Source organism: Paraburkholderia sp. MM5384-R2, from assembly GCF_014201025.1.
In the GTDB taxonomy this organism is placed as follows: Bacteria; Pseudomonadota; Gammaproteobacteria; order Burkholderiales; family Burkholderiaceae; genus Paraburkholderia; species Paraburkholderia tuberum.
Window position 1 is genome coordinate 145,374 of sequence record NZ_JACHDI010000001.1, and the last position, 26,279, is coordinate 171,652.

The 26,279-nt window shown below is 62.4% G+C and carries 24 protein-coding genes; 14 read left to right on the forward strand and 10 right to left on the reverse strand.

Translation table 11 applies throughout. From position 1 onward, the window contains the following. The first annotated feature begins 17 nt into the window (after window positions 1-17). Window positions 18-1,769, forward strand: coding sequence for an L-aspartate oxidase (locus HDG37_RS00680; RefSeq protein WP_184043522.1), 1,752 nt, complete (start codon window positions 18-20; stop codon window positions 1,767-1,769). Here HDG37_RS00680 and HDG37_RS00685 read toward each other — a convergent pair. From HDG37_RS00685 to HDG37_RS00710, 6 genes are all read right to left on the reverse strand, one after another. Then, on the reverse strand, window positions 1,709-2,617 hold the full coding sequence (locus HDG37_RS00685) for a LysR substrate-binding domain-containing protein (RefSeq protein ID WP_184043524.1): 909 nt from the start codon (window positions 2,615-2,617) through the stop codon (window positions 1,709-1,711). The two genes, HDG37_RS00680 and HDG37_RS00685, sit on opposite strands and share 61 nt — an antisense overlap. Before the next feature lie 34 nt (window positions 2,618-2,651). Continuing rightward, window positions 2,652-3,404 (reverse strand): sulfite exporter TauE/SafE family protein, encoded by a 753-nt coding sequence (locus HDG37_RS00690; RefSeq protein WP_184043526.1) that lies wholly within the window; start codon window positions 3,402-3,404, stop codon window positions 2,652-2,654. A 28-nt stretch (window positions 3,405-3,432) separates the two neighbouring features. Beyond that, entirely contained in the window at window positions 3,433-4,353 is a 921-nt protein-coding gene (locus HDG37_RS00695) for an ABC transporter permease (RefSeq protein ID WP_184040199.1), read from the reverse strand. After that, window positions 4,346-5,155 (reverse strand): ABC transporter ATP-binding protein, encoded by an 810-nt coding sequence (locus HDG37_RS00700; RefSeq protein WP_244144794.1) that lies wholly within the window; start codon window positions 5,153-5,155, stop codon window positions 4,346-4,348. Before HDG37_RS00700 ends, HDG37_RS00695 begins: the two co-directional genes overlap by 8 nt. Before the next feature lie 2 nt (window positions 5,156-5,157). Beyond that, the gene (locus tag HDG37_RS00705) at window positions 5,158-6,177 is read right to left on the reverse strand and encodes an ABC transporter substrate-binding protein (RefSeq protein WP_184043528.1); all 1,020 of its coding nucleotides are present in this window, start codon (window positions 6,175-6,177) and stop codon (window positions 5,158-5,160) included. Window positions 6,178-6,654: 477 nt separating this feature from the next. Continuing rightward, complete coding sequence (locus tag HDG37_RS00710) at window positions 6,655-7,440, reverse strand: GntR family transcriptional regulator (protein WP_184043530.1); 786 nt, start codon at window positions 7,438-7,440, stop codon at window positions 6,655-6,657. A 254-nt stretch (window positions 7,441-7,694) separates the two neighbouring features. Here HDG37_RS00710 and HDG37_RS00715 point away from each other — a divergent pair, with 254 nt between their 5' ends. The 5 genes from HDG37_RS00715 to HDG37_RS00735 all read left to right on the forward strand — a co-directional run bounded on the left by HDG37_RS00715 (window position 7,695) and on the right by HDG37_RS00735 (window position 12,781). After that, entirely contained in the window at window positions 7,695-7,964 is a 270-nt protein-coding gene (locus HDG37_RS00715; RefSeq protein ID WP_311540944.1) for a UxaA family hydrolase, read from the forward strand. Between the two features lie 83 nt (window positions 7,965-8,047). Further along, window positions 8,048-9,223 carry a UxaA family hydrolase gene (locus tag HDG37_RS00720; protein WP_184043534.1) on the forward strand — a complete coding sequence of 392 codons (1,176 nt, stop codon included), beginning with the start codon at window positions 8,048-8,050 and terminating at the stop codon, window positions 9,221-9,223. A 227-nt stretch (window positions 9,224-9,450) separates the two neighbouring features. After that, window positions 9,451-10,785: a C4-dicarboxylate transporter DctA gene (dctA, locus tag HDG37_RS00725; RefSeq protein WP_184040210.1), complete on the forward strand. Its 1,335-nt coding sequence runs from the start codon at window positions 9,451-9,453 to the stop codon at window positions 10,783-10,785. After that, a complete protein-coding gene (locus HDG37_RS00730; protein ID WP_184043536.1) occupies window positions 10,782-11,783 on the forward strand; it encodes a hydroxyacid dehydrogenase in 1,002 nt (333 codons plus the stop codon). Before dctA ends, HDG37_RS00730 begins: the two co-directional genes overlap by 4 nt. Then, complete coding sequence (locus HDG37_RS00735; RefSeq protein WP_184043538.1) at window positions 11,780-12,781, forward strand: Ldh family oxidoreductase; 1,002 nt, start codon at window positions 11,780-11,782, stop codon at window positions 12,779-12,781. The genes HDG37_RS00730 and HDG37_RS00735 overlap by 4 nt, the downstream gene beginning before the upstream one ends. A gap of 33 nt (window positions 12,782-12,814) precedes the next feature. Here the strand turns inward: HDG37_RS00735 and HDG37_RS00740 are convergent, their stop codons facing one another. After that, entirely contained in the window at window positions 12,815-13,861 is a 1,047-nt protein-coding gene (locus HDG37_RS00740) for a substrate-binding domain-containing protein (RefSeq protein WP_184043540.1), read from the reverse strand. A gap of 195 nt (window positions 13,862-14,056) precedes the next feature. Between HDG37_RS00740 and HDG37_RS00745 the strand changes: the two genes are divergently transcribed. The 8 genes from HDG37_RS00745 to HDG37_RS00780 all read left to right on the forward strand — a co-directional run bounded on the left by HDG37_RS00745 (window position 14,057) and on the right by HDG37_RS00780 (window position 22,380). Beyond that, on the forward strand, window positions 14,057-14,839 hold the full coding sequence (locus tag HDG37_RS00745) for an ABC transporter permease (protein WP_184043542.1): 783 nt from the start codon (window positions 14,057-14,059) through the stop codon (window positions 14,837-14,839). After that, window positions 14,836-15,744 carry an ABC transporter permease gene (locus HDG37_RS00750; RefSeq protein WP_184043544.1) on the forward strand — a complete coding sequence of 303 codons (909 nt, stop codon included), beginning with the start codon at window positions 14,836-14,838 and terminating at the stop codon, window positions 15,742-15,744. Before HDG37_RS00745 ends, HDG37_RS00750 begins: the two co-directional genes overlap by 4 nt. 324 nt (window positions 15,745-16,068) lie before the next feature. After that, on the forward strand, window positions 16,069-16,875 hold the full coding sequence (locus tag HDG37_RS00755) for an ABC transporter ATP-binding protein (RefSeq protein ID WP_018422900.1): 807 nt from the start codon (window positions 16,069-16,071) through the stop codon (window positions 16,873-16,875). Window positions 16,876-16,940: 65 nt separating this feature from the next. Next, complete coding sequence (locus HDG37_RS00760) at window positions 16,941-17,999, forward strand: ABC transporter substrate-binding protein (RefSeq protein ID WP_184043546.1); 1,059 nt, start codon at window positions 16,941-16,943, stop codon at window positions 17,997-17,999. A gap of 100 nt (window positions 18,000-18,099) precedes the next feature. Beyond that, window positions 18,100-19,413: a histidinol dehydrogenase gene (gene hisD, locus HDG37_RS00765; protein WP_184043548.1), complete on the forward strand. Its 1,314-nt coding sequence runs from the start codon at window positions 18,100-18,102 to the stop codon at window positions 19,411-19,413. A gap of 43 nt (window positions 19,414-19,456) precedes the next feature. Continuing rightward, the gene (locus HDG37_RS00770) at window positions 19,457-20,224 is read left to right on the forward strand and encodes an SDR family oxidoreductase (protein WP_184043550.1); all 768 of its coding nucleotides are present in this window, start codon (window positions 19,457-19,459) and stop codon (window positions 20,222-20,224) included. Window positions 20,225-20,256: 32 nt separating this feature from the next. Further along, window positions 20,257-21,264, forward strand: a complete 1,008-nt coding sequence (locus HDG37_RS00775; protein ID WP_184043552.1) for a galactitol-1-phosphate 5-dehydrogenase — start codon at window positions 20,257-20,259, stop codon at window positions 21,262-21,264. Window positions 21,265-21,771: 507 nt separating this feature from the next. Next, complete coding sequence (locus HDG37_RS00780) at window positions 21,772-22,380, forward strand: NAD(P)H-dependent oxidoreductase (RefSeq protein WP_184043554.1); 609 nt, start codon at window positions 21,772-21,774, stop codon at window positions 22,378-22,380. 327 nt (window positions 22,381-22,707) lie between these two features. On the opposite strand, the gene HDG37_RS00785 is transcribed toward HDG37_RS00780, so the two are convergent. The 3 genes from HDG37_RS00785 to HDG37_RS00795 are packed head-to-tail and all read right to left on the reverse strand — an operon-like array spanning window position 22,708 to window position 26,198. Then, on the reverse strand, window positions 22,708-24,183 hold the full coding sequence (locus tag HDG37_RS00785; protein WP_184043556.1) for a PAS domain-containing protein: 1,476 nt from the start codon (window positions 24,181-24,183) through the stop codon (window positions 22,708-22,710). Beyond that, a complete protein-coding gene (locus tag HDG37_RS00790) occupies window positions 24,180-24,632 on the reverse strand; it encodes a response regulator (RefSeq protein WP_184043558.1) in 453 nt (150 codons plus the stop codon). Before HDG37_RS00790 ends, HDG37_RS00785 begins: the two co-directional genes overlap by 4 nt. 3 nt (window positions 24,633-24,635) lie before the next feature. Continuing rightward, a complete protein-coding gene (locus HDG37_RS00795) occupies window positions 24,636-26,198 on the reverse strand; it encodes a PAS domain S-box protein (protein WP_184043560.1) in 1,563 nt (520 codons plus the stop codon). Window positions 26,199-26,279 lie beyond the last annotated feature (81 nt).

Consider the following 26,279-nt stretch of genomic DNA (forward strand, 5'->3'; position numbering starts at 1 on the left):
CATCACGGGAACCGACCATGAAACACGTGGATACCGACATCCTGATTCTCGGCAGCGGCGGCGCGGGCCTGTTTGCCGCGCTGCATGCGCAGGCCGACGCGCCGCAGTTGCGCATCACGATCGCCGTGAAAGGACTGCTCGGCAAATGCGGCTGTACGCGCATGGTGCAGGGCGGCTATAACGTCGCGCTGGCACAGGGCGATTCGATCGAACGTCACTTCATGGACACGATCGAAGGCGGCAAATGGCTGTCGAACCAGGAACTCGCGTGGACGCTGGTGACACGCGCGGTCGAGCGGATCAACGAACTCGAAAACGAACTGGGCTGCTTCTTCGACCGCAACCCGGACGGCACGCTGAAGCAGAAGGCATTCGCCGGGCAAACCTTCGACCGCACGGTGCACAAGGGCGATCAGACTGGCATCGAGATCATCAACCGGCTTGCCGAACAGGTGTGGGCGCGCGGGATCGAGCGGCTCGAAGAACATCGCGCGGTGGAATTCATCGAGTCCGAAGACGGCAGCGCACTGGCCGGCGTGCTGATGATCGACATTCGCAGCGGCGAATTCGTCTTCGTGCGCGCGAAGGCCGTGCTGCTCGCGACGGGCGGCGGCCCCACGATGTACAAGTACCACACGCCGAGCGCAGACAAGAGTTGCGACGGCATGGCGATGGCGCTGCGTGCCGGCCTCACGTTGCGCGACATGGAGATGGTGCAGTTCCACCCGACGGGCTTGCTGGCGGGCACTCATACGCGCATGACGGGCACCGTGCTCGAAGAAGGGCTGCGCGGCGCGGGCGGCTATCTGCTGACGGGCGACGGCGAGCGCTTCATGCACCGCTACGATCCGCGCGGCGAGCGCGCGACGCGCGACATCGTCTCGCGCAGCATTTACCGTGAACTGCGCGCGGGCAACACGACGCCGAACGGCGGCGTCTATCTGCGCATGGATCATCTCGGGCCCGACAGCGTGCGCCAGCGTTTCAAGGGCATGGTCGAACGCTGCGCGGATTGCGGCTTCGATCTGGCGGGCGGGCAGGTCGAAGTGGTGCCGACCGCGCACTACATGATGGGCGGCGTGCTGTTCGAGACCGACTGTTCGACGACGCTGCCGGGCCTCTTCGTCGCGGGCGAGGATGCGGGCGGCGTGCACGGCGCGAACCGGCTGGGCGGCAACGGCGTCGCGAATTCGACGGTGTTCGGCGGCATTGCGGGTGAGACGCTCGCGCGCTGGGTGCCGCGCCATGGGCGCCTCGCCACCGCCGATGCCAGTCGGATCGAGCGCGCCATCGAACGTTGCACGCGGCCGCTCGGCCAGCCTGCGGGCGATCTCGAATCGATACGCGACGACCTGTACGAGTTGATGTGGCGCGACGTCGGCATCCTGCGCGACGAGCAGGGCTTGCTGCGCGCGAGAAGCGCATTGATCGACATCGGCGAACGGCTGGACCGCACGGGTGTCGATGGAGGCGATCTGCGCTTCAACCTGTCGTGGCACGACTGGATGAACCTGCACAACCTGACGCTCGTTAGCCGCGCGATCACCGAGTCGGCCTTGCTGCGCGAGAATTCGCGCGGCGCGCATTTCCGCGAAGACTTTCCCGACGCCGGAGATCTGGACACATCCGAGTATGTATGCCTGCGGCTTGAGCAGAACGCCTTCGAAACCAGCCGCCGGCGCGTGCAGTTCACGCGCGTGAAGCCTGGTCAGTCGCTGCTCGACGAATCATTGCCACTGGCGGAAACGTCTGCCGCCGTCGTGAAGTGACGCTTCACGGCGGCCGTGAACGCTTCGCGTCCGTGTTCGCGCCGTTCCAGCAGGCCGACGCGGCGCGGCGCGATCCGCTCGGGCAACTCGGTCACGCGCAGCCCTGATTCGTGATTCCAGTTCGCATTCGCGAGGCGCGGCACTACCGAAACGCCGAAACCGCGCTTCACCATTTCACAGATCGATTCGAGCGAGTTCAGCTCCATGATGTCGTGCACGCAAGCGTCGAGGCCGCGCAGCGCGTCGTCGATCAGCATGCCTGTCCACGTCTGCCGGTCGAAACGGATGAACGGCTCACGAAGCAGCGTGTCGACGTGCGCGTGCGGATTGTCAGCCGACGAGATCAGCACCATCGGCTCGTGATACAGCACCGTCCACTTCAACGCGGCGGGAAAGCCGGTGGGCGACTGCGTGACGATGGCGGCGTCGAGTTCTCCGTTCTCCACGCGTAGCGTGAAGTCACTCGACAGGCCCGTGAAAAGCTTCAGTTCGAGGCGCGGGTAGCGGCGTTTCAGATTCAGCATCGCATCGGCGAACGCGCCCATCAGCGAGGACACCAGCGCGCCGACCCGCACGACGCCCGCCAGTTCGTCGCGGCCCGCCGTGGCCAGAATCCGCCGATAGTTGGCGACCAGCGTTTCGGCGAGCGGCACGATCGTGCGTCCCTGTTCGCTCAATGCGACCGAGCGCGCGCTCCGTTCGAACAGCACCATGTCGAGATCGCGTTCCAGTGAACGCATCTGCAGGCTCACGGCGGCCTGCGTGAGACACACTTCGTCGGCGGCTGCGGCGAACGAGCCGTGGCGCGCGACCGACAGAAACGTGACGAAATAGCGAATCGCACTCATGACGCTCACTCCGCTTGAGGTTGCCGCATCGGCATTACTTTATCGCGTGAACAAGCGATGAGCCCAGCAGCGCCACGCCCGAAGCGAACAGCAGCGCAAGCAGCACCCGCCGAAACGCGGTGTCCGACAGACGCCGATAAAGCCGTGAGCCGAGCCACGCAAACAGCAGCGACGACGGCAGCATCCAGCCGAAGAGTACTAGCGTCTGCTTGCCGATCAGGCCCGTCAGTGCATACGTGACGAGCGTCAGCGATTGCATCGCGATGAAAAAGCTTTGGCAGATCGCGCGCTGCGTATCTTTGTTGTGACCGCGCAGCATGCACCATATGGTCGGTGCCGGACCGACGAGCCCCGCAATGCCGCCCAGAATGCCGCCGACCACACCGACGCCGCCGTCCGCCCAGGCACCGCCTGCCGTCACCGTCGGCAGATCCTTCGCGGCGAGCATCACGCCGCAATAGACGATCATCAGCAGACCGGCGCCGATCCGAAAGCCGACGGGATCGATGAACGGCAGCAGCGTCGCGCCGATCGGCACGCCGACGATGCCTCCTGCGATGAACGGACCGATGATCTTCGGCCGTATCTGCGAGCGCACCGTATGCACGGTTAGCATCTGTCCGACCAGCGAGCCGACCACCAGCATCGGCCCGATCGCTTGCGGCGGCAGCGCCCATGCCCAGAACACCATCGCGACGAGACCGAACGCAAATCCCGCCAGCCCCGACACGAAGCCCGCGACCGCGCTGCCTCCAATCACCAGCAGCGCGATGTCGGCGCCTAGCAACGAGCCTCCCGTGCGTGCACGCCATGCTTCACGACTGCATGCCCCAGCGTTGCACGGTATGGCGTTCGAGTACGCGGAAGATCAGGTTTTCGACGGCGAGGCCAATCAGAATCACCGTGAACAGACCCGCGAACACGTTCGCGATGTCGAGCAGGTTCTTGTTTTCGTAGATGAACCAGCCGAGGCCGCCGGAACCCGAACTCACGCCGAACACGAGTTCCGCCGCAATCAGCGTGCGCCACGCGAAGGCCCAGCCGATCTTCAGGCCGGTCAGAATGCTTGGGAACGCAGCGGGCACCAGAATCGCGGCGACGTAGCGCCCGCCGCGCAAGCCATAGTTGCGCCCGACCATTTTCAGCGTGTTGCTCACCGACAGAAAGCCCGAGTGCGTATTCAACGCGACCGACCATGTCACCGAATGCACGAGCACGAAGATCAGGCTGCCGTTGCCGAGCCCGAACCAGATCAGCGCGAGCGGCAGCAGCGCGATGGCGGGCAGCGGGTTGAGCATCGACGTCATCGTTTCGAGAAAATCGGTGCCGATGCGCGAGGTGATCGCGGCGGCCGTCAGCAACGCGGCCAGCAGCAGACCGCAGCCGTAGCCGAGCAGCAATACGTGGATCGACGCCCATGCCTTGCCGGGCAGTTCGCCGTTTGCGATGCTCGTGCAGAACGCGTCGACGGTCGCGCTGAAAGTGGGAAACAGCAACGGATTGTTGAGCCAGCGTCCGTAGCCTTCCCAGACCAGCGCGAGCAGCGCGAGGATCAGGAACTTGCGCAGCCAGCTCTGGTTGTACAGGCGCTCGAACGGTGACAGCGGCTTTTCGACGACGCTGAAATGCTGGGCATCGCTGGGTTCGCGAATGATCTCGCCGCGCGGCGCGCGCGTGATCATGTCGTCACGGGGCGGATGGACGGATGCGGAGCCGTGTGCGGTAGCGTCAGACATTCTCTGCCTCGTGGATTTCGTCTTCGAACAGCATGTGCTGGATGCGTTTTTCGAGCGTGGCAGCGGATTCACCTGCCGCCGCCGTATCGAGTTCTGCCTTGACCTGCCCCGGGTGCGGCGACAGCAACAGAATCCGGCTGCCGACCTTGATCGCTTCCGGAATCGAATGCGTGACGAATAGCACGGTGAAGCGCGTTTCCTGCCATAGCGTCAGCAGTTCGTCCTGCATCTTGCGGCGCGTGAGCGCATCGAGTGCGGCGAACGGCTCGTCCATCAGCAGGATGTCCGGTTCCATCGCCATGCCGCGCGCAATCGCCACGCGCTGCTTCATGCCGCCCGATAACGTATGCGGATGGCTGTCCGAGAATTTCGTGAGGTTGACCTTGTCGATGTAATGCATCGCGCGCTGTTCCGCTTCGCGCGCCGACAGCCGGTGCGAAGCGAGCAGCGGAAACATCACGTTCTGCTTGACCGTCTTCCACGGCAGCAACTGGTCGAATTCCTGAAAGACCATCATCCGGTCGGGGCCCGGCTTCGTCACCGTCTTGCCCTTCAGCGTGATCGAACCTTCCGTCGGCAGCAGATAGCCGCCGACGCTCTTGAGCAACGTCGACTTCCCGCAACCCGATGGCCCAAGCAAAACGAAACGGTCGCCTTCGAAGACCTGAAAGTCGACGCGATACGTTGCCATCACGAGATGCCGCGGCGTCTTGTATTGCAGCGTTACGCCGGCGACATCCAGTAACGGCATGCCGCTCGGCGAGGATGTGGCGCGGGTGGCTCCAGCACGCGTGCGATGCATGATCAACTCCCTTGAAGCGATTGGGCGGTCGGAAAGAACATGTCCTTCCACGAGGCGGGTTTGGTCTTGATCAGGCCCGTGCGTGCCATGAAATCCGCGTATTTGAGCGTGTTTTCTGGCGTGGTCGTGAAGGCGACATCGGGCGACGAAATCATCTTTTCGATGTCGGCGACATTGCTCTTGTCCTTGCTGATGCGCAGGTAGGCGAGTGCGGCCGCGTGCTTGTCCCTGGTGATCTGCGCTTCGGCATCGTCGAGCGCGGCCATGAAGGCTTGCACGAGTTTCGGATTCTGTTGATAGAACTTCGTCATGCACCAGACCAGATTGAAGGTCGACTTGCCGCCCAGAACGTCATACGAATTCACAACGGTGCGCACGCCAGGGTGGGCCAATTCCTGTTCCTGAAACGGCGGCGAGCCGAAATGCGCGGTCACTTCGCTATTGCCCGACAGCAGCGCCTGCTGCGCATCGGGATGAGCCAGCGAGACAGTGTATTTATCGAGCTGCCCCTGGTTGCCGGCGCCGAAGGCCTTTTCCGCGGCCATTTGCAACGTGATTGCCTGGATCGACACCTTCGCTGCGGGCAGCGCGATCTTGTCCTTGCCGGTGAAGTCTTTCAACGTTTTCACCGTCGGATTGTTGGTGTTCAACAGCAGCGGCATCGAATTGATCGCCGACAGCGCCTTGACCTCGACGGGCGTGCCGCGCGTACGCGCCCACAGCAGCACGAGCGGCGCAACGCCGCCTGAGGCGATCTGCAACGAATCGGACAGCAGCGCGTCGTTCATCACGTTGCCGCCCGCGAATTCGACCCATGACACTTTCAGATTCGGCATGCCCAGTTGCGCGGCGTGCTTTTCGAGCAGCTTCTGATCCTGCATCAGCATCAGCGGCAAATAGCTGACGCCGTATTGGCGCGCGATCCGGATCTCCGACAGTTCGGCGCGGGCGGGCGCACTGGTGAGAGCTGCGCCGAGAGCGAGCAGCGTTGAGAGAAATACGGCAACTTTACGAAGGCTCATTGCTGGACACTCCTTGCGACAGGAACGGCACGGCCAATCTGTTGAAATGCGACACCGGATAAACCGGATGGGTGGGGGCTGCGTGTGCTTATTCGGTCTCGCGTGGCTGCGGCCGGCGCAACGCATGCGTCACGCGGCAAGGCGCGACATGAAGGACATGAGCGGGATGACGATGAGGCGGGGTACGCATCGTGAGTGTCTCCTTGTTGCCGGCCTGCTCGCGACAAAACGGTTTGCGCGACGCGGCCGGAATCAGGTTCACAGATGGTGTGTTGTGAGCAACCGGATCGCGCGTGAAATGCCTTGCTTCGGTGACTGTGGCATTCAGCGAATTCAGCGCCGTGTGATTTAACTCATCTGTATGAGTAGCGAGTGTAGGTGATCGTGCTGTCGATTGCAAATGCGGGAAAACGTGACATGTGCGGCGCGCGGCCGGCGGCTTTTGGCGCTGCGCACCGCGCTTGGCTTCTGGCCTTGTCAAAGCGGCTCTTCGTGCGATGCCGAAGCACCGACGTATTCGTAGCGTGCGGTGTTTGCATGCGAGATCCGCACTTCGACGGGCGCCTGATGATACGAATACGCGACGCGCCGCACTTCAAGAAGCGGCGTGCCGTGCGGCACTTCCAGCAGCTTGCTTTCGAGTTCATTGGCTAGCGCGACGCGCACGCGTTCCTCGGTGCCGAGCACGTTGATGTTGAACGCATCCTGATAGAAGTTGTACAGCGTGCTCGGCCGGCTGCGCAGCGCGGCTTCCGTCAGCCCCGGAAAACGCGCCTCGGGCACGGTGATGTTGTCGATCATCACCGTTTCGCCATGCAGCGCCAGACGGTTGATGAACGTGAACACGCGCGCGCCCGTTTCGACTTTCAGCAGCGTCGCGATATCGCGCGTAGCCTTGGCCTTCCTGAACTGCACGAGCGTTACGCTCGGGTAGGTCTTGTCGCCGTCCTGGCGGACGATGCGGAAGAAGCGGAAGAAATGACGATCACGCTGGTGTTGCGCGACGAAAGTACCGAGCCCCTGATGCCGCACCAGAATGTTGTCGGCCACCAGTTCGTCGATTGCCTTGCGCAGCGTGCCGATCGATACGCCGAAGCGTTCGGCCAGCCGCCTTTCCGAAGGAATCGTTTCGCCGCCCTTCCATTCGTGCGCGGCCAGTGCGGCCAGCATCGCATTCTTCACTTCCTTGTAGCGCGTGCCGCCGATTGCCGGCGTGGTGGCCGCACCGTTCGGTAGATTGATACCCGTCGTCAACGTATTCATCGATCTCATCCTGTCGTTGCATCTTCATTGCGGCTGTCTTTCAATTGATTCTACTTCATACGGTTCATCAAACACATATAGATGATATGGTTGACATATGCAAATGTGCCGCCTAAGATGGGTTCACGCAGGCGAACCAAACCGTACCAACAGACTGGAGACAACTGATGAGCCACACCGCAGCAGGTGCACCGCAACAATCCGGTGAAGGATCTTCCGCCAGCCCTTCGTCAGACCGCAAAACGATTCATATCGTGCTGCACGAAGCGAAAGACACCGTCGGTGTGGCGGTTGTCGAAGGCATCAAGGCGGGGACCCAGTTGAACGCGTGGATCATGGACGACGACGAGGTCGTGACGATCTCGGCGAAACAGGACATTCCGATCGGTCACAAGGTGGCGCTGAAAGACATGGCGGTCGGCGACACGGTGTTCAAGTACGGCGTGGACATCGGCAAGGTCGTTGCGCCGATCCGCGCCGGTGAACATGCGCATGTTCACAACATCAAGACGAAGCGCTGGTAGCCGGCGCGAGCATCGACCAGCTCGCGCCTCGACATTGCGAGCGAGCTTCCCCACTCAACAGAGCCAGACCGAAGAGAGCCACCATGAGCGTGATTGACCAGAACACCACTTTCCGCGGGTTTCGCCGTTCCAATGGACGCGTCGGCGTGCGTAACCATGTGATCATCCTGCCCGTCGACGATTTGTCGAACGCCGCCGCGCTGGCCGTCGAAACGGCCATCAAAGGCACGATGGCGCTACCGCATCCATACGGCCGCCTGCAATTCGGCGCCGACCTCGATCTGCATTTCCGCACGCTGATCGGCGCCGGCTGCAACCCGAATGTCGCGGCGGTCGTCGTGATCGGGATCGAGGAAGGCTGGACCAAACGCGTCGTAGACGGCATTGCGAAGTCAGGCAAGCCGGTGATGGGCTTCGGCATCGAACTGCATGGCGATCACGATACGATCATGCGTGCGTCGAAAGCCGCGAAAGAGATGGTGCAGTACGCCACGTCTCTCGATCGCGAAGAATGCCCGATTTCGGACCTGTGGGTATCCACGAAGTGCGGCGAATCCGATACCACCTCCGGCTGCGGCGCGAACCCGACTGTCGGCAATGCGTTCGACAAGCTCTACGGGTTGGGCACGACGCTCGTCTTCGGCGAGACGTCCGAACTCACGGGCGGCGAGCAGATCGTTGCCGCGCGTTGCGCGAACGACCAGGTGCGCGAGCGCTTCCAGTTCATGTTCGACCGCTATCAGGACATGATCAACCGCTGGAAGACCGACGATCTGTCGGAGTCGCAACCGACCAAAGGCAACATCGCGGGCGGCCTGACGACCATCGAAGAAAAAGCGCTGGGCAATATCCAGAAGATCGGCAAGAAGTGCAGAGTCGACGGCGTGCTCGACAAGGCCGAGGAACCGACGGGGCCGGGCTTGTGGTTCATGGATTCGTCGTCAGCCGCGGCCGAGATGGTTACGCTGTGCGCCGCGTCGGGCTTTGCCGTGCATTTCTTCCCGACCGGGCAGGGCAACGTGATCGGCAATCCGATCGTGCCTGTCATCAAGATTTGCGCGAACCCGCGTACGGTGCGCACGATGAGCGAGCATATCGACGTGGATGTGTCGGGACTGTTGCAGCGCGAACAGAATCTCGATCAGGCTGGCGACAAACTGCTGGAATCGATGCTGCAAACCGCGAACGGGCGCTTTACGTCGGCGGAAGCGCTGGGCCACCGCGAGTTCGTGTTGACGCGCCTGTTCGAAAGCGCGTAATTTCTCCGGGCCCGTCCTCGCGACGGGCCGCGCTGCATAGCGCGTGAATCCTGATCGCGCAGGCGGCTGCGATGACAGTTAGCTTCGCGTCAGCTTCGGATCCCCTGTATTCAATGGAGTTTTCGCAGCAGCGCGCGCACGCGTGACGTCTCGGGCCCGAGAAGCCCGGCACGCGCCGCACGGCGCTGTTCCATTTTCCAGCAGCAGCGAGTGGAGGAGACACCATCTTGCGCGTGCTAAAACATCTTTACGTGCAGGTTCTGATCGGACTTGCGGCAGGCATTCTCGTCGGTTATTTCTGGCCGGATCTCGGCGTCCAGATGAAGCCGTTCGGTGATACCTTTATCCGGCTCATCAAGATGCTGATCACGCTGGTGATCTTCTGTACCGTCTCCGTCGGCATCGCGCGGATGGAGAATCTCAAGCAGGTCGGGCGCGTCGGCCTCAAAACCATCGTGTACTTCGAAGCGGTGACGACGGTGGCGCTCGTCATCGGCCTTGTCGTCGCCAATCTGCTGCACCCCGGCTCCGGGCTGAACATCGATCCGAAGACGCTCGATACGCATGCAGTCAGCCATTACGTGACGGAAGTTCACGCGCAGTCGAACACCAGCTTCCTCGAAGAGATCGTGCCGAATTCGGTCGTGGGCGCGTTCGCGCGGGGCGATCTGTTGCAGGTGTTGCTGTTCTCCGTGTTGTTCGGCATCGCGCTATCGATCATGTCGCGGCGCAGCCGCTTCCTGTCGCGCGTGATCGAACAGAGCGGCGAAGCGCTGATGCGGATCGTCGAAATGATCATGCGCCTGGCTCCCCTTGGCGCGTTCGGCGCGATGGCGTTCACAGTCGGAAAATATGGCATTTCGACGTTGCAGCAACTCGGTCTGTTGATCGTGTGCTTCTATCTGACGAGCATTCTCTTCATCGCCCTGGTGCTGGGCACGATCTGCCGCTGGGCGGGCGTGGGGTTGTGGCCGCTGCTCAAGTATCTGCGTGAGGAACTGCTGATCGTATTGGGCACGTCTACAACGGAATCGGTGTTGCCTCGCTTGATGGAAAAGCTCGAACGGCTTGGGTGTCCGAAGCCGGTAGTCGGGCTCGTGCTGCCGACGGGCTATTCTTTCAACCTCGACGGCGCCGCGATCTATCTGACGATGACCTCGCTCTTCATCGCGCAGGCCACCAATACCCATCTCACGCTACTGCAACAGATCGGGCTGCTGGCGATATTGATGGTGACGTCAAAGGGCGGCGCGGGTGTGGCGGGTGCGGCGCTGGTCGCACTGACGGCGACACTGTCGACGCACAACATCATTCCGGTTGCGGGCATTACGCTGATACTCGGTATCGATCGCGTGCTCAACGAGATTCGCGCGATCGTGAACATGATCGGCAATGCGGTGGCGACGATTGTCGTCGCTCGCTGGGAAGGCGCATTCGATGTGCAGGCCGCGCGCAAACTGCTGGCTGCGCCGCCGGAAGTTCAACGCGGCGAGCCGCAAGCGAACGCAAGCGATGTCAACGACATGGCGCCGCCCGCATATGTACAGGAGCGCTCGAATTGAGCACGAACCTGAATACGAATCCGCGCGCGACGCGCAAGAAGATCGTCATCAGCGAATTCATCGACGCTTGCGCAGTCGCAGCGCTCAGCGAGCGCTTCGACGTGCATGCCGATGCGTCGCTCGTCGATCAACCCGTTGCGTTGAACGCGTTGCTGGCCGATGCCGACGCGCTGATCGTGCGTAATCGCACGCAGGTAAGGGCCGCGCTGCTCGATGCCGCGCCGCGTCTGAGCGTAGTCGGGCGTCTGGGCGTCGGGCTCGACAACATCGATCTGGACGCATGCGCGCAACGCAACGTATCGGTGTTCCCGGCGACGGGTGCGAATGCACGCGCGGTGGCCGAGTACGTGCTCGCCACGGCACTGATGCTGCTGCGCGGTGCATACCGTTCGAGCATGGAGGTCGCGGCGGGCAAATGGCCGCGCGCGGCGCTTTCGAATGGCCGCGAAGCGGCGGGTAGCACGCTTGCCGTCATCGGCTTCGGCGGCATCGGGCAACTCGTTGCGCAGCTCGCGCGCGCGCTGGGCATGCAGGTGCTCGCCTACGATCCGCTGCAGCCGGCCGACGCGGCGTGCTGGGCCGCGACCGGCGCACGCCGCGTGAGCATCGACGAAGCGTTGCGTGCCGCCGATGTGATCACGCTGCATGTGCCGCTCGTCGACAGCACGCGCAATCTGCTCGGCGCATCGCAACTCGCGGCGCTGAAGCGCCACGCGATCATCGTCAACACGTCGCGCGGCGGGATCGTCGATGAAGCGGCGCTTGCCTTGGCGTTGCGCGAAGGCCGCATCGGCGGCGCGGCGCTCGACGTTTTCAACGATGAGCCGCTCGCCGCCCGTTCCCCGCTGGCCGACGCACCAAACCTCATTCTCACGCCGCACATTGCGGGGCTGACCATGCAGTCGAACGAACGTGTCAGCACGCTCGTTGCGGCGCGCGTGACGGAGGCCCTGCTTGCGCAGCGTGATTCACACGTGACCGAAGGAATTTCACGATGACGCGAGTCTCAGCCGACGAACTGCTCGAACTCGCGACGCGCGCCGTCCGCAACGCGGGCGCAACGCCGGAGACCGCGACGGCCACGGCCCGCGCGTTGGTGTATGCGGACTCGTGCGGGTTGTCGTCGCACGGTGTTTCGCGTTTGCCGATGTACGTCGCGCAGTTGCGCAACGGGCGCGTCGATCCGCAGGCGAAGCCCTCCATTGTTGCGACGCGCAACGCCGCCGTGCTCGTCGATGCCGCCGATGGCATGGCGTTTCCCGCCTGCGCGCTTGCTGTCGAGACCTTGATCGGCCGTGCGCGCGAACACGGCAGCGCAGTGGCGAGCGTGACCCGCAGCCATCATTTCGGCGTCGGCGCATATCACCTGGAGGCGATCGGCGCGGCGGGCATGGTGGGCCTTGCGTTCAGCAATTCCCCGGCGGCGATGCCCGCGTGGGGCGGGCGTCATGCGCTATTCGGCACCAATCCCATTGCTGCCGTGTTTCCGCGCCGCAATGGCGACGCATTGATGGTCGACCTGTCGCTGTCGCAAGTGGCGCGCGGCAAGATCATGGTTGCGGCGCGCGATGGCAAGCCCATACCGTCCGGCTGGGCGACCGACCGTGACGGTACGCCGACCACCGACGCCAAGGCGGCGCTCGACGGCATGATGCTGCCGTTCGGCGGCGCGAAAGGCGCGATGCTCGCGCTGATGGTCGAACTGCTGGCGGCGGCGCTGGCGGGCGCGAACTTCGGCTATGAAGCGGGATCGTTCCTGACCGAGGAGGGGGCACGCTCGCGGATCGGCCATCTGTTCTGGGCCATCGATCCGGGCGCGCTGGCGGGCAATGAGATGTACGTAGAACGGGTCGAGGCGCTTGTCGCGGCGATGTTGCAGGATGCGGATGTCCGTTTGCCAGGGCAACGGCGGCATGCGTTGGCCGACGCGGCAAGCCGCGATGGAATCGAGATTCCCGATGCGTTGCTCACCCAGTTGCAGACCTTGGCCGCGTGATGCGCGAATGCGCCGAATGGAAGCAGGCGCACTTCACGCGGGCGCCGGGCCGCTCGTGCCACGCACGATCAGTTCGATCGGCAGACACTCGCGCTGCGGCGGCACGCCGTCCGAGAGCCAGCGCAGCAGTGCGCGCGCGACGCGTTCGCCGAGTTCGTAAGTGGGCAACAGCACGGTAGTGAGACCTGGTGTGATCTGCGAGACGATGGGCAGATTGTCGCAACCGACAATCGATAACTGCTGCGGCACGGCGATACCGGCCGATTGCGCTTCGAACAGGCAACCCAGCGCGAGCACGTCATTGCCGCAGAAAATGGCGGTTGGAGCAGGGCGCAATTGCGTCAGTAGCTTGAGCCCGGCGCGACCGCCTTCGAAGCCGAACGGCTGTTCGATGATGTTCGCATCAGGCAGACGGATATCGTGCTGTGCAAGGATTCGCCGGAAGCCTTCGATCCGCTGACGCGCGCGGTCGTTATGGCGCGTGAAGCCCGAGATCACGCCGAAGCGGCGATGACCGAGTTCGAGCAGATGTTCAGCGGCCAGTTGCCCGATCAACTGGTTGTCGAAGCCAATCGACGGCGGTGTATCTGCGTCGCCGCTGCCGGCTGCGCCGGGGCGCTCGGCGTGCGACCAGGTCAGCAGCAGCGCGACGTGGCTCGCGCGAATCAGTTCATAGGTTTGCGGCGCATGGTCGGTGCCGACCAGAACGATTGCGTCGACAGCACGTTCCAGCAGCGCGCGCACGACTTCGATTTCCGCGGACAGGTTGTACTCGTGCGCGGAGATCAGCAACTGATAGCCGGAATTCGACAGTGTGGTTTGCAAGCCTTGCACCGCACGCGCGAAGATCGCGTTGTCGAGCGTCGGCACGATTGCGCCGACCATTCGCGCACGGCCCAGCGCAAGCGCGCGCGCCGCGCCGTCGGGCACATATCCCAGCGTGGCGATCGCATCACGGATGCGCGCGCGCGTGTCCGCTTTCACCATGTCGGGGTTGGAGAGAGCGCGCGACACAGTTGCCGTCGAGACGCCGGCGAGTGTGGCGACATCGCTGATACGGGCGCGTGGCAAGGTATTCATTGCGGCAGATCAGACCGGTGGATAGGCTCAATTGATTGTAGTGCCCGATTGCAAGCGAGCGACAGTACAACATCATTCGAATCGGTATAAATCCCGATGTGACCCGTGATCATAGCGTCTATATTCGAATGCAAGCGGTTACATTTCATTGCGCGGCGCGTTGCATTTCACGCCGCTGAACAGGCAGGAGACAATGTGTTCCCCGCATTCCGTTCACCGCGCTTCCTGTGCAGCATCGGCACGCTCGCAGCAACGCTCGCCGCGTGGTACGTGCTGACGGCTCTCACAGGCATCGTCGCAGCATCGAGATTCCCCACTCCGTTCGATACCTGGCAGGCGCTTGCCCAGGTGGTGACGGACGGTTATGCCGACGGCCGTCTCGACCAGCACATCGTGCAGAGCGTGAAGCTCGTTCTATGCGGCTTCGCGACGGCGGCGGTGACGGGCGTGCCGCTCGGCCTATGGATGGGCTACTCGCCGCGTGCGCAAGCGTTCTTCAACCCGATCTTTCTGCTGTTGCGACCCATTCCGCCGCTCGCGTGGATTCCGCTCGCGATCGTCTGGCTTGGACTCGGCGACTCCGCGAAGGTGATGGTGATCTGGTTCGCGGCGTTCGTGCCATGTGTGATCAACAGTTTCGCGGGCGTGCGCAATCTCGACGTGCCGATGCTCGAAGCCGCCGAGATGCTGGGTTTGCGGCGTTCGCGCTTCGTGCTGGAAGTGATGATTCCCGGCGCGCTGCCGATGATTTTCACAGGCTTGCGCCTCTCATTGCAGGCTTCATGGACGACGCTCGTGGCGGGCGAACTGATCGGTGCGGTCAAAGGTCTCGGGCATCTGCTGACGCAAGGCTCGCTCGACATCTATCCGGCGATGATCGTCGTTGCGATGCTGACGGTCGCGCTGTGTGGATGGTTGATGACGGTCGCGCTCGGGCAAATCGAACGGCAACTCATGCCTTGGAGAGCGAACAGATGAAACCGGGTCATCTGCGCGGTGTCGCGCATCCTGACATCGAGCCCGTCGGCGTCGATCGCGAGTCCGGCAGTGCGGCACGCACGTTGCGCCAGCGCAAGATGGTCAGCGAGCCTGGGCGTGCTGTGGCTCGACGCAACGTGCCGCTCTGGACGCTGAATGCCGCGGGGCTGATCGCATTCTTCGGCATCTGGTGGCTGGCATCGGCAGCAGAACTCGTCCCCGCGATCTTTCTACCGACGCCGCTTGCAGTCGTTCACAAGTTTGCCCATCTGCTCACGCATCCGTTTGTCGGTTACACGCTCGAAGTGCATCTGTGGTCGAGCTTGCAGCGCTATCTGATGGGCTTTTTGCTGGCCGTCGCGCTGGGCGTGCCGCTCGGTCTGATGATGGGCTGGTTCCGCTGGCTCGACTACTGCGTGACGCCGCTGTTCGAAACCGTGCGTTTCATCGCGCCGATTGCATGGGTGCCGTTTGCCGCATTGTGGTTCGGCACGGGCATCGGTGGCCCGGTGCTGATCATTTTTGCGGGTGCGTTTCCGCCGTGCGTCGTCAATGCTTATCGCGGTGCGCAGCAGGTCGACGCCAGGCTGCTCGAAGCGGCGCGCATGCTCGGCGCGTCGAACCGGATGATCGTCTGCGAAGTGCTGCTGCCAGGCGCGTTGCCGTCGGTGATCGCAGGTGTGCGCGTCGCGGCGGGACTGGGCTGGATGTCGCTGGTCGGCGCCGAACTGATCGTCGCGTCGAGCGGCATTGGCTACATGATGGTCAAGGGACAAGCGGCAATCGACACTGCGACGGTGATGAGCGCGATGATCGCAATCGGTATGGTGGGCGCGGCAATCGACCTGCTGCTTGGACGCATCGAAGCGTACGCGATGCGCAACCGGCGCGTCGCCCGGCACTAGGGTCTGTTTACATATGGAACGCACGTGCGAATGCCCGCTATCGGCCGCAGGGCAAGGAGTAAGGAGCGCTGCGTGGCCGCGCCACGTGAGCGACGCACGACGCCGCCATGCGGCCGATAGCGGGCATTCCCCTGGAATGAAATTCAGAACTGGGGTTGCCGCGAGAAGGGCCGCTCGCTGCGTCATGCTCCTTGCGAATACGTCGAGTATTCGCGGCGTCGCAATCCTTGCGAGCGGCCCTTCTCGCGGCAACGCACGTGCGTTCCATATGTAAACAGACCCTAACACCGTGGCTTCACTCTCTCAACCGTGACGGAGCGCACGATGAGCATGATTCGTTTCAATGATGTGTCCCGCATGTTCAGGCGCGACAAGGCGAGCGTCGTCGCGCTGGAACACGTCGAACTGGAAATCGCCGACAAGGAATTCGTTGCGATCGTCGGGCCGTCGGGCTGTGGCAAGACGACGTGTCTGCGGATGGTCGCGGGTCTCGAGTTTCCGACTTCGGGCAGCGTGACGGTGGCGGGCCGCAAGGTGACACGGCCAGGACCCGATCGCGCGGTCGTCTTTCAGCAGTTCGCGCTGTTCCCGTGGAAGACAGTGTGGGACAACATCGATCTCGGCTTGCGCGCGAAGGGCATGGCCGCCGACGCAAGACGCGAAACGATCGAACGCTATCTGTCGCTGATGAATCTGCGCGGCTACGAGCAGGCGTATCCCCATCAACTATCGGGCGGCATGCAGCAGCGCGTCGCGATCGCGCGCGCGTATGCGCTCGACCCCGGCGTGCTGCTGATGGACGAGCCGTTCGGCGCGCTCGATGCCCAAACCCGGGTCGTCATGCAGGAAGAACTGGTGCGGCTCACCCGCGTGAATCCGCGCACGGTGCTGTTCATCACGCACGCGGTCGAAGAGTCGGTGTATCTCGCGGATCGCGTCGTCGTGATGACGGGCCGGCCGGGGCGCGTGAAAGAAGTGATCGATGTGAAGTCCGTGCGCGAGCAGCATGGCTGGGACGCGTGCAAGCGGATCGAAGACGTGATGGATCTCGAATCGTTCGTCCGGTTGCGCACGCATATCTGGAAGTCGTTGCGCGACGAACACGGCGCTGTCGAACGTGTCGCTGCATGAAGCTGCATAAAACTGCCACCGGTTCCAACGGCTGAGCGCAATACCCCATAAAACAGGAGACCAACATGAAACGTCTGCGTGCGATCCCTTTCATTGCGTTGCTCTGCGCGGGCAGTGCGGCGTTGCCGGGCACCGTGTGGTCCGCCGATCTCACTCCGATCAGGGTCAGCTATCAGCCCGCGCTGTATTGGGCGTTGCCGTTCTATGTCGCAACCGAAAAAGGGTGGTGGGCAGAGGTCGGATTGAAGCCCGAGTTTTCGGTGTTTCCCGCAGGCGTGCCGCAGATTGCGGCGGCGGCGTCGAAATCCTGGGATGTGGGCGGCACGGGTTCCGTGCCGGCGGTGCTCGGCTACAAGCGCTTCGGCATTCAGGTGATCGGCCTGACAAACGACGAATCGCAGGGCAACGTTCTGATGGCGAGCAAGGCGCGTTATGACGCGGTGCGCCGCAATCCGGCGTCGCTGAAAGGCCAAACCATCGTGTTGACGTCCAACTCGACGGGTGATTACGCGGTACAGGCATGCCTGAAAAAGTATGGGCTGACGAAGGCTGATGTGACGCTCAAGAACATGGGCCAGGCCGAGATCATTTCCGCTGTGTCGTCGGGTAATGCTGATTACGCGGGCGTGTGGGCGCCGTATGACTATACGCTCGAAGAGAAGGCGGGCGCGCGCGTGTTGTGCTCCGGTAAGGACGGCGGCGCATCGGTGCCCGGCGCGCTCGTCACGCGTGGCGAATTCGAGAAGCAGCATCCCGATCAGGTGGCAAAGTTTCTCGCCGTCTATCTGCATGCATGGGCGTGGATGAAGGCGCACCCTGACCAGGCCGTCGCGATGATGAAGAAGTTTTACCAGGAGGGCGGCGTCAACATCAGCGACGATTCGATGCGCAAGGAATTCGCGACGCGCCCGACCTTCGACCTGAAGCAGCAACTCGCCGCGATGGACCGCACGAAAGGCGTATCGCAGGCCGACGATTCGTTCACCAAGATCGCGCAGTTCATGCATGCATCGGGCGCGCTCGCGTCGGTCCCCGAAGCAAAAGACTATATCGACGACAGCGCGATGAAGCGTGTGTTGGGCGACCCTAAACTCGCGGCGTTCGCAATGGACGGCAGCAAATAACGCGCGGTCGCGATCGCGCAAAAAGGCCACGGTGTGGCCTTTTAAAAGCCCCTCGCTGCAAGCGCTTGCATTATTTTTAACATCGATGAAGGAGAAGGCGATGAGCGTGACTTACCTGAAAAAAGCAGCCAAGACGCCGGAAACCGAGACCGCGACGGCGCAACAGGTCGTCGGTGAAATGCTTGCGCAGATTCAGGCGCATGGCGAAGACGCCGCGCGTGCGTATGCGAAGAAACTCGATAACTGGGACGGTCCGATCATCGTCTGCGCCGATGAGATCGAACGGCGTGCGCTCGAAGTGCCCGCGCACGTGAAGGCCGATATCGATTTCGCCGCGCAACAGGTATTCGACTTCGCGCTCGCACAGCGGCGCTCGATTGGGGATTTCTCGGTCGAACTGTATCCAGGCGTGACGGCAGGGCAAAAAGTGGTGCCCGTCAACGTGGTCGGCTGTTATGCGCCTGCTGGCAGGTACGCGCATATCGCGTCGGCATACATGGGCGTTGCGACTGCCAAGGCAGCGGGCGTGAAGACGGTGATTGCCTGTTCGAGCCCGTTTCGCGGAGGCGGCATCCATCCGTATGTGCTGTATGCGTTCAAGGCGGCAGGCGCCGATGTCGTGATGACGCTGGGAGGCGTGCAGGCGATTGCGTCGATGGCGTATGGGCTTTTTACCGGCAAGCAGGCGGACGTTGTGGTGGGGCCGGGCAACAAGTTCGTCGCGGAGGCGAAGCGCGCGCTCTTCGGCAAGGTTGGGATCGACGTCTTCGCGGGGCCGTCGGAAGTTGCGGTGATCGCCGACGCCAGTGCCGACCCGGCGATGGTCGCAAGCGATCTGGTCGGCCAGGCCGAGCATGGCCACGAGTCGCCGGCATGGTTGTTCACGACGTCGAAGGCGCTCGCCGACGAGGTCATTGAGCGGGTTCCGCAACTCATCGATGCGTTGCCGCCGACCGCACACGATGCCGCAGGCGCCGCGTGGCGCGACTACGGCGAAGTGATCCTGTGCGACACGCGAGAGGAAGTGGTGGACGTGTCTGACCGCTATGCATCGGAACACCTCGAAGTGCAGGCTGCCGATCTGGACTGGTGGCTCGAACATCTGACGTGCTACGGCTCGCTCTTTCTCGGCGAAGAAACGACGGTCGCATTCGGCGACAAGGCGAGCGGTCCGAATCACGTTCTGCCCACCAAGGGCGCGGCGCGCTATTCAGGGGGGCTCTCGGTGCACAAGTTCGTGAAGACGTTGACGTGGCAGCGCATGACGCGCGATGCGGCGAAGCGCATTGGCGAAGTGACGGCGCGTATCTCGCGGCTCGAAGGCATGGAAGCCCACGCCCGTACCGCTGACGACCGCCTGCAGAAGTACTTTCCCGACGAAGCATTCGTGCGTGGCGAACCGGTACAGGTATGAACGCCATCGGCATGTGCAATCGGTACGACGAAGGAGGACACCGTTGAATATCGCTCGACTATTCGACCTGACTGGCAGAACCGCGCTCGTGACCGGCGGCAACTCGGGCGTCGGCGAAGCGATGGCGCGCGCGTTGGGCGGGGCGGGTGCGCGCGTCGTGCTGGTGGCGCGGCGAAGTGATGCGCTCGACGAAGCGGCAATGCGGCTGCGCGATGACGGTATCGATGTGCACATGCACGCATGCGATCTGAGCGACGCGCATGCGGCGCGCGCCTGCGCGCTCGATGCAGCGGCACAGCACGGCCAGATTGACATTCTCGTCAACGCGGCGGGCGTCAATCTGCGTCAACCATTCGATGAAGTGACGCCGCAAGCGTGGCAACAGCAGCTCGCACTGCATCTTGGCGCGCCGTTCTTCATGACGCAGGCGCTCGCACCCTCGATGAAGGCGCGCGGACATGGTCGCATCATCAACATCGCGTCGCTGCAGTCATACCGTGCATTCAACGATAGCGCGCCATACGGTGCGGCGAAGGGCGGTGTCGTGCAATTGACGCGTGCTATCGCGCAGGCATGGTCACGCTACGGCATCACGTGCAACGCGATTGGGCCGGGCTTTTTCCCCACTGCGCTGACGGCTCCCGTTTTCAACGACGCGCGCGTCGCGGACATGCACGCGCAGAACACGTGCATCGGACGCAATGGACAACTCGACGATCTGTATGGCATCACGGTATTTCTTGCGAGTGACGCGTCCGCGTACGTCACGGGCCAGACCATCATGGTCGACGGCGGGTACACCGCGCGGTAGGCGGTAACGCAATTGCACGACGGAGAACGCTTGTGAAAGCACTTGTCTACACGCAGCCCAATGAGCTCCAGTTGCTGGATCGGCCCGAACCGCTGGCAGCCGACGGCGAGGTGATACTCAGGATCGATGCGGTCGGTATTTGCGGCTCCGATATGCATGCATTCCACGGCCACGATCCGCGACGCAAACCCGGCCTCATTCTCGGTCATGAGTTCGCCGGCACGATCGTGGAGACGCGCGCACCGCATCTGATGAAAGGCTTGCGCGTCACGGGCAATCCGTTGATCACCTGCGGGCACTGTGAATATTGTGTGCAGGGGCGCGACAATCTGTGCGCGAACCGGACGATGGTCGGCATGACGCGTCCGGGTGCATTCGCACAATATATGTCGTTGCCTGCGGGATGCGTTGTCGAAATTCCGCAGGAGATGCCCGCAACGCACGCCGCGTTGACCGAGCCGGCTGCTACGGCGCTGCATGCGCTGAATCTGTCGATGCGCGCGCTGCAAAGACCGTTGCCGGAAACCCGCGCGCTGGTCATTGGCGGCGGGGCGATTGGATTGCTGTCGGCGTTGTTACTGAAATCGTACGGCTGCCGGTCGGTGGAAATGGCGGAGGTCAATCCGCTGCGTCGACGATCGGCGGAGCAGCATGCGCAGTGCGAGACATGGGATCCGTTGGACGCGCCGGCGCCTGAAAGCCGATTTGAGTTCGTGATCGATGCCGTGGGCGCAAAGCCGACACGCGCGCTCGCGTTATCGTCGGTGAAGCCTGGCGGCGTCGTGATGCACATCGGCCTCCAGGACTGGGCAAGCGAAATCGATATGCGCAAGCTGACGCTCGCTGAAATCACGCTGCTGGGTACGTACACCTATACGATGGCGGATCTTCGCGCGACGGTTTCGGCGTTGCACGAAGGCGCGTTCGGTTCGCTTGATTGGCTCGACGTGCGGCCGCTCGATGCCGCAAGCCAGGCGTTCGACGATTTGCAGAACGGCAGGACGGCGTCAGGGAAAGTCGTCTTGACGCCGGGTTTCTAAATTTAGTATCCCGTTCCGCTGATTCGCGAACAAAGTCTTTGTAGCTTGGCGAGGCTGGAATCAGCGGAGGCGGTCCGCGTGAATGGTACCTACGCCATGGCGCGGGTAAGCGCCTGCCGTTTTGCAAGGGTCTCGTAAAGAGCGGAGTACGCGAACGACGAAAGATGTTGAACAGCCAGATCGCTAGACTTGTTCAGGTGCTCGGCCATCAGCCACTTGGCCAACGCATAGTCGCCAGTGCTGATCGCATTGAATATTGACGCGGGCGATCCCTATCACGGTCGAGCACGGCGTGGCGACGCTGGGCAGCACGATGTGGTTGCTGCGCGACCGGCGTGCGGCGCGTGGTCGGCAGGCTGGTTGTCGAATGAGCCGGGGCGCTGGGCACGTTCAGGGCAATCCCCACATTGTTGACGTGTGTCAATCGGGTGGCTGCCGGGACGCGCACGATGATCCCGTCCGTGCGCAACAGCGCCGCGCGGCGCGTTTTTGAAAGGAGCCCCTGCCATGCAGAAACACCTGATCGTGGTCACGCATCCGGTGGAAGACAGCTTCACCATGAGCGTGACGCGCGCCTACCTTGGGGAACTGGTCCGCATAGGCCATGACGTGCGCGTTCACGACCTGTACCGGATGGGGTTCGATCCCGTGCTTTCCGCGCAGGAATTGACCGAGGGAAGCGACGCGCACCTTCGCATGGCCGACGTCTTGATCGCGCAGAAAGACATGCTCGCGGCGGATGTCATGACTGTCGTCTATCCCCTCTGGTGGATGGCGATGCCTGCGATGATGAAAGGCTACATCGACCGCGTGTTCAGCCGAGGTTTCGCGTATGAGACGCAACCGGGCGGCGTGCACGGCCTGCTGTCCGGACGCCGCGCCGTCGTGGTGACCGTCTCCGCCGCACCGTTGGCCTCTTTTGTGGCGGACGGCCGATGGCAAGCGCTGCAGCTGCTGCAGGATACACACGTTTTCCGCGCATCCGGTTTCGACCTGATCGGGCACCTGCATTTCGACGAAGTCGGTCCGGCCATGCCTCCTGCCATGGCCGCCACTCATTTCGCGCAAGTGCGTGAATTCGTTCGCGGGCATTTTGCTTCGGTGCCGGCGGCGTGAATTACAAATGAAACGAACCCGCGGTGGGGCGCTTCAAGTGTTCACCAGCGCGCCAGATCGACGACGGCACGGCCACGTTGACCTGCAATGTTGCCTCGCACGGCGAGCGCCGGCTCGTCTACGGAGCGGCCAAAGCGGCGCCGGGTGTGCGCACGACGGCGTTCTTCTGCACGCCACGATCGTAGCTGCAGCACGGAAGTCGCCCGTTCACGGTGGCCCGTTCTAACGGATAGCGGTTCCGAACGGCCGGGGAAACTGGTTTCGATTGCTTTCACCGTGAAGCGACGAACCGGAGATGCCGCTGCGCTTTTGACGTTCTCGGGCAGCTTACCTTTGTCCTTTGCCCTCGACCATCGCAAGCGGCAATGACAGGGATAGGGCAAAGCCCTGCTCAGGGGCAGTCCGAATCCGTAATTCGCCGCCGAGCGCTACGGCACGCTCGCGCATGCCCAACAAGCCGAACGAATTCCTTGCAGGTCGCCTATCGCTCAAGCACCCTCGACCATTGTCGATGATGCTGACGATACAGTTCGGCCCGTCTCGCACGATTTTGAGCGTCACTTCGGTCGCGCCTGAATGGCGTGCGACGTTGGTCATCGCTTCCTGGACGACTCGGAACACCGCAGACGCGCTCTCGCCATTGAAATCGATGTCGTCCGCGCCGATGTGACGGATGACGCGTACACCATGCCGCGCCGAGAACTGGTCGCTGAACCACTCGATGGCCGGGATCAGGCCGAGATCGTCCAGCATCGCGGGACGCAGGTCCGCAGCAATTCGCCTCACGGACCCAACCAGCTGATCGATCAACGCGTATATGGTGCGCAGATCCGCATCGGCCAATGCCGTCATGGCGGCCTCGGCGCGGTTTTCGATTCTCGCGACCTCAATTTTCAATGCAGCCAGTTGCTGGCCGAGATCGTCGTGCAGCTCGCGCGCGATACGGGTTTTTTCCTCCTCGCGAACGTGCTGGATATTGGCCGAGAGGTGCTGCAATTCTTCGCGCGACTCTCGCAGCGCTTCATCCGAGCGTTTCCGATCCGTCACGTCCATGATCCAGCCAACCATCCGATAGGGCTCACCGGCGCGGTTCCACAACGCCTGGCCGCGAGAGTGTATCCACTGGAACTCGCCAGATCGGGTGCGTACTCGATATTCGACGTCGTAGGCACGCTTGCGTTCGAGATGCGCCGCGAGGCTGGTTTTGACCCGATCGATGTCGTCTGGGTGAATCGACTCAAGTAAAAGCTGCGTTCGACTCGGCAGTTCATCGCCGGCATACCCCAGGATTTCCTTGAAGTGAGGCGAAAGATATATTGCATCGGTTTGCAGATTCCAGTCCCACAAGCCTGCAGTTGCGCCACTTATCGCAAGCTGAAACCGCTCCTCGCTTTCTTTGAGCGCCATGGCTGCGCGATGACGTTCAATCGCGTATCGGATGACCCGGCTCAACTCCGACGGGCGCATCTCCCGCTTGGAGAGGTAATCCTGAGCGCCGTCCTGGATCGCCAGCAGGCCGACCGACAGGTCATCAAGGCCGGTGAGAACCAACACTGGCAACTCGGGCGCCTGCCGGTGGAAGGTTCTAAATGTGTCAAGGCCCTGTGCGTCCGGCAAGCCCAGGTCGAGCAGCACCACGTCGAAATGGCTAGTCTGGGTGCGCGAAAGCGCGTCCGACAAGCACTCTGTGTGTGCCAGCCGGTGCTGAAAATCCAGCACATCCGTGAGCGTCTCGCTGATCAGCAGAGCGTCGGTTGGGCTGTCCTCGACCAGGAGGATCTCGATTTCGGCAAGCGCATTCATGACTTGACGGGAGGTAGGGTGACGACGCTAAACCAGAAGTCCTTGATGCTGCGCACGACATCGGCAAACTTGGCGAAATCAACGGGCTTGGTGATGTAGCAGTTGGCATGGAGGCCGTAGGTTCTGGCCACATCCTCCTCCGACTTGGACGTGGTCAGCACGACCACTGGGATGGTCATGAGTTCTGGGTCTGCCTTCAGTTCCTTGAGCACTTCCCGCCCGCTCTTTTTGGGGAGATTGAGATCGAGGATGATCAGACCGGGGCGAGGCGCAGCGCTATGCTTGCCCTCGCGCCGCACATATTCCATCGCTGCGACGCCGTCTTCCGCGACGTGCAGGGGATTCAGCACTTCGTAGTATTCGAGGGCCTCACGCGTCATCATGACGTCCGTGGGACTGTCCTCGACGAGGAGGATGTGAACCAGATCGTCCGTTGCGTCGGAAAGCATTGGCTACTCCTGCGGAGTGGACTGAGCTTGAACTCTACCGTCCGTCTTGGCATTCAGTGTGAAAAAGAACGTCGTTCCGCTGCCGGGAGCAGACTCGACCCAGATGCGGCCACCATGCTGCCCGACGATTCGCTTGCACAGCGCAAGTCCTATCCCAGTGCCCGGATATTCGACGCGCGAATGCAGGCGCTGAAAGATCAGAAAAATGCGCTCGAAGTATTGGGGATCGATTCCAATCCCGTTGTCTTTCACCGAGATTACCCAATCGTCGCCCTGACGCACGGCATCGATATCGATCTGCGCAGGGCGGTCGCTATGCCGGAACTTGAGAGCATTTCCCACCAGATTCTGAAAGAGCAACGTGAGCTGCGTGGGATTTGCGATCACGGTGGGCAGGTCTGCGCGACTAATCATCGCGCCAGACTCCTGGAGGCCGACGCTCAGGCTTTTCAGGGCCCGATCGAGTGCCTTCCCGCATTCGGTCAGTTGGCGCGCGGCTTCGGATCGGCCTACACGGGAATAGGCGAGCAGGTCGTCGATGAGCGTCTGCATTCGGATCGCGCCGTCCACCGCGTGCGCAATGAACTCGTCGGCACGCGCATCCAGTTGCCCCTGATATCGGCGTTGCAGCAGTTGCAGAGGGCCTGCGACGGCGCGCAACGGTTCCTGCAAGTCATGGGAAGCCACATACGCAAACTGCTCCAGGTCCTGATTGGAACGGGCCAGTTCCTCGGTCCTTCTCACGAGCTCCTGCTCCGCACGCTTGCGCTCCGTAATGTCGACGATCGCAGCGAGCACAAAGACTTCCTCCGAGGTTCGGACCGGGTTGAGTCCGATTTCAACCGGGAATTCCGAACCGTCCTTGCGCAGCCCGTAGAGATCGCGGCCGGTGCCCATCGAACGAGGTTTCAGGTCGTCGAAGTACGCGGCCCGATAGCCATGATGGCCAGCACGGAAGCGCGCAGGTACGAGTGTTTCGATGGTCCGTCCAAAGAGCTCCTCGCGTGCATAGCCAAACAGCTTTTCGGTCTGCGCGTTCACGAGAACAATCCGGCCCTCGCGCTCCACCATCACCATCGCATTGGGTGCCGCTTCCACCACCTGCCGGAAACGCTCCTCCAGCCGTCTGCGCTCGGTAATGTCGACAACGGCCGCCAAAACGAATACGCCCTCATTGGTCGTGACAGGATTGAGTCCAATCTCGACCGGGAATTCGGAGCCATCCTTGCGCAGAGCGAAGAGGTCGCGGCCGATGCCCATCGGGCGACTCTTCAGGTCGTCATAGAACGTACGACGGTATCCCGAATGGGCGGAACGGAAGCGCTCCGGTACGAGTTTATCGACGCCATTCCCGAGTAGTTCGTCACGCGAATAGCCGAAGAGTTTTTCCGTCTGTGCATTCACCAGGACGATGCGGCCGTCGCGGTCGGCCATCACCATGGCGTTGGGCGCAGCCTCCACCACCTGCCGGAAGAGTTCATGGGTCAGGCCGCTCAGTTGCTTGTACGGTTCCAATTCGATCTCCGGATTCGTTTTCGAATTGACTGTCGGAATACAGTCGGCCATTGACTGCTCAGCAAAGGCGCCTGCCTGTCAGCCGAATCATTTACCGCGCAGGATTGCTCCGCCGAACTTGATTTCTGCTTC

Bases quoted from the DNA above. Each gene is read 5' to 3' on its own strand.
- HDG37_RS00680 (WP_184043522.1), top strand. From the start codon at position 18: ATGAAACACGTGGATACCGACATCCTGATTCTCGGCAGCGGCGGCGCG.
- HDG37_RS00685 (WP_184043524.1), bottom strand. From the start codon at position 2,617: ATGAGTGCGATTCGCTATTTCGTCACGTTTCTGTCGGTCGCGCGCCAC.
- HDG37_RS00695 (WP_184040199.1), bottom strand. From the start codon at position 4,353: ATGTCTGACGCTACCGCACACGGCTCCGCATCCGTCCATCCGCCCCGT.
- HDG37_RS00700 (WP_244144794.1), bottom strand. From the start codon at position 5,155: ATGCATCGCACGCGTGCTGGAGCCACCCGCGCCACATCCTCGCCGAGC.
- HDG37_RS00705 (WP_184043528.1), bottom strand. From the start codon at position 6,177: ATGAGCCTTCGTAAAGTTGCCGTATTTCTCTCAACGCTGCTCGCTCTC.
- HDG37_RS00710 (WP_184043530.1), bottom strand. From the start codon at position 7,440: ATGAATACGTTGACGACGGGTATCAATCTACCGAACGGTGCGGCCACC.
- HDG37_RS00720 (WP_184043534.1), top strand. From the start codon at position 8,048: ATGAGCGTGATTGACCAGAACACCACTTTCCGCGGGTTTCGCCGTTCC.
- HDG37_RS00735 (WP_184043538.1), top strand. From the start codon at position 11,780: ATGACGCGAGTCTCAGCCGACGAACTGCTCGAACTCGCGACGCGCGCC.
- HDG37_RS00740 (WP_184043540.1), bottom strand. From the start codon at position 13,861: ATGAATACCTTGCCACGCGCCCGTATCAGCGATGTCGCCACACTCGCC.
- HDG37_RS00750 (WP_184043544.1), top strand. From the start codon at position 14,836: ATGAAACCGGGTCATCTGCGCGGTGTCGCGCATCCTGACATCGAGCCC.
- HDG37_RS00755 (WP_018422900.1), top strand. From the start codon at position 16,069: ATGAGCATGATTCGTTTCAATGATGTGTCCCGCATGTTCAGGCGCGAC.
- HDG37_RS00760 (WP_184043546.1), top strand. From the start codon at position 16,941: ATGAAACGTCTGCGTGCGATCCCTTTCATTGCGTTGCTCTGCGCGGGC.
- hisD (WP_184043548.1), top strand. From the start codon at position 18,100: ATGAGCGTGACTTACCTGAAAAAAGCAGCCAAGACGCCGGAAACCGAG.
- HDG37_RS00780 (WP_184043554.1), top strand. From the start codon at position 21,772: ATGCAGAAACACCTGATCGTGGTCACGCATCCGGTGGAAGACAGCTTC.
- HDG37_RS00785 (WP_184043556.1), bottom strand. From the start codon at position 24,183: ATGAATGCGCTTGCCGAAATCGAGATCCTCCTGGTCGAGGACAGCCCA.
- HDG37_RS00790 (WP_184043558.1), bottom strand. From the start codon at position 24,632: ATGCTTTCCGACGCAACGGACGATCTGGTTCACATCCTCCTCGTCGAG.
- HDG37_RS00795 (WP_184043560.1), bottom strand. From the start codon at position 26,198: ATGGCCGACTGTATTCCGACAGTCAATTCGAAAACGAATCCGGAGATC.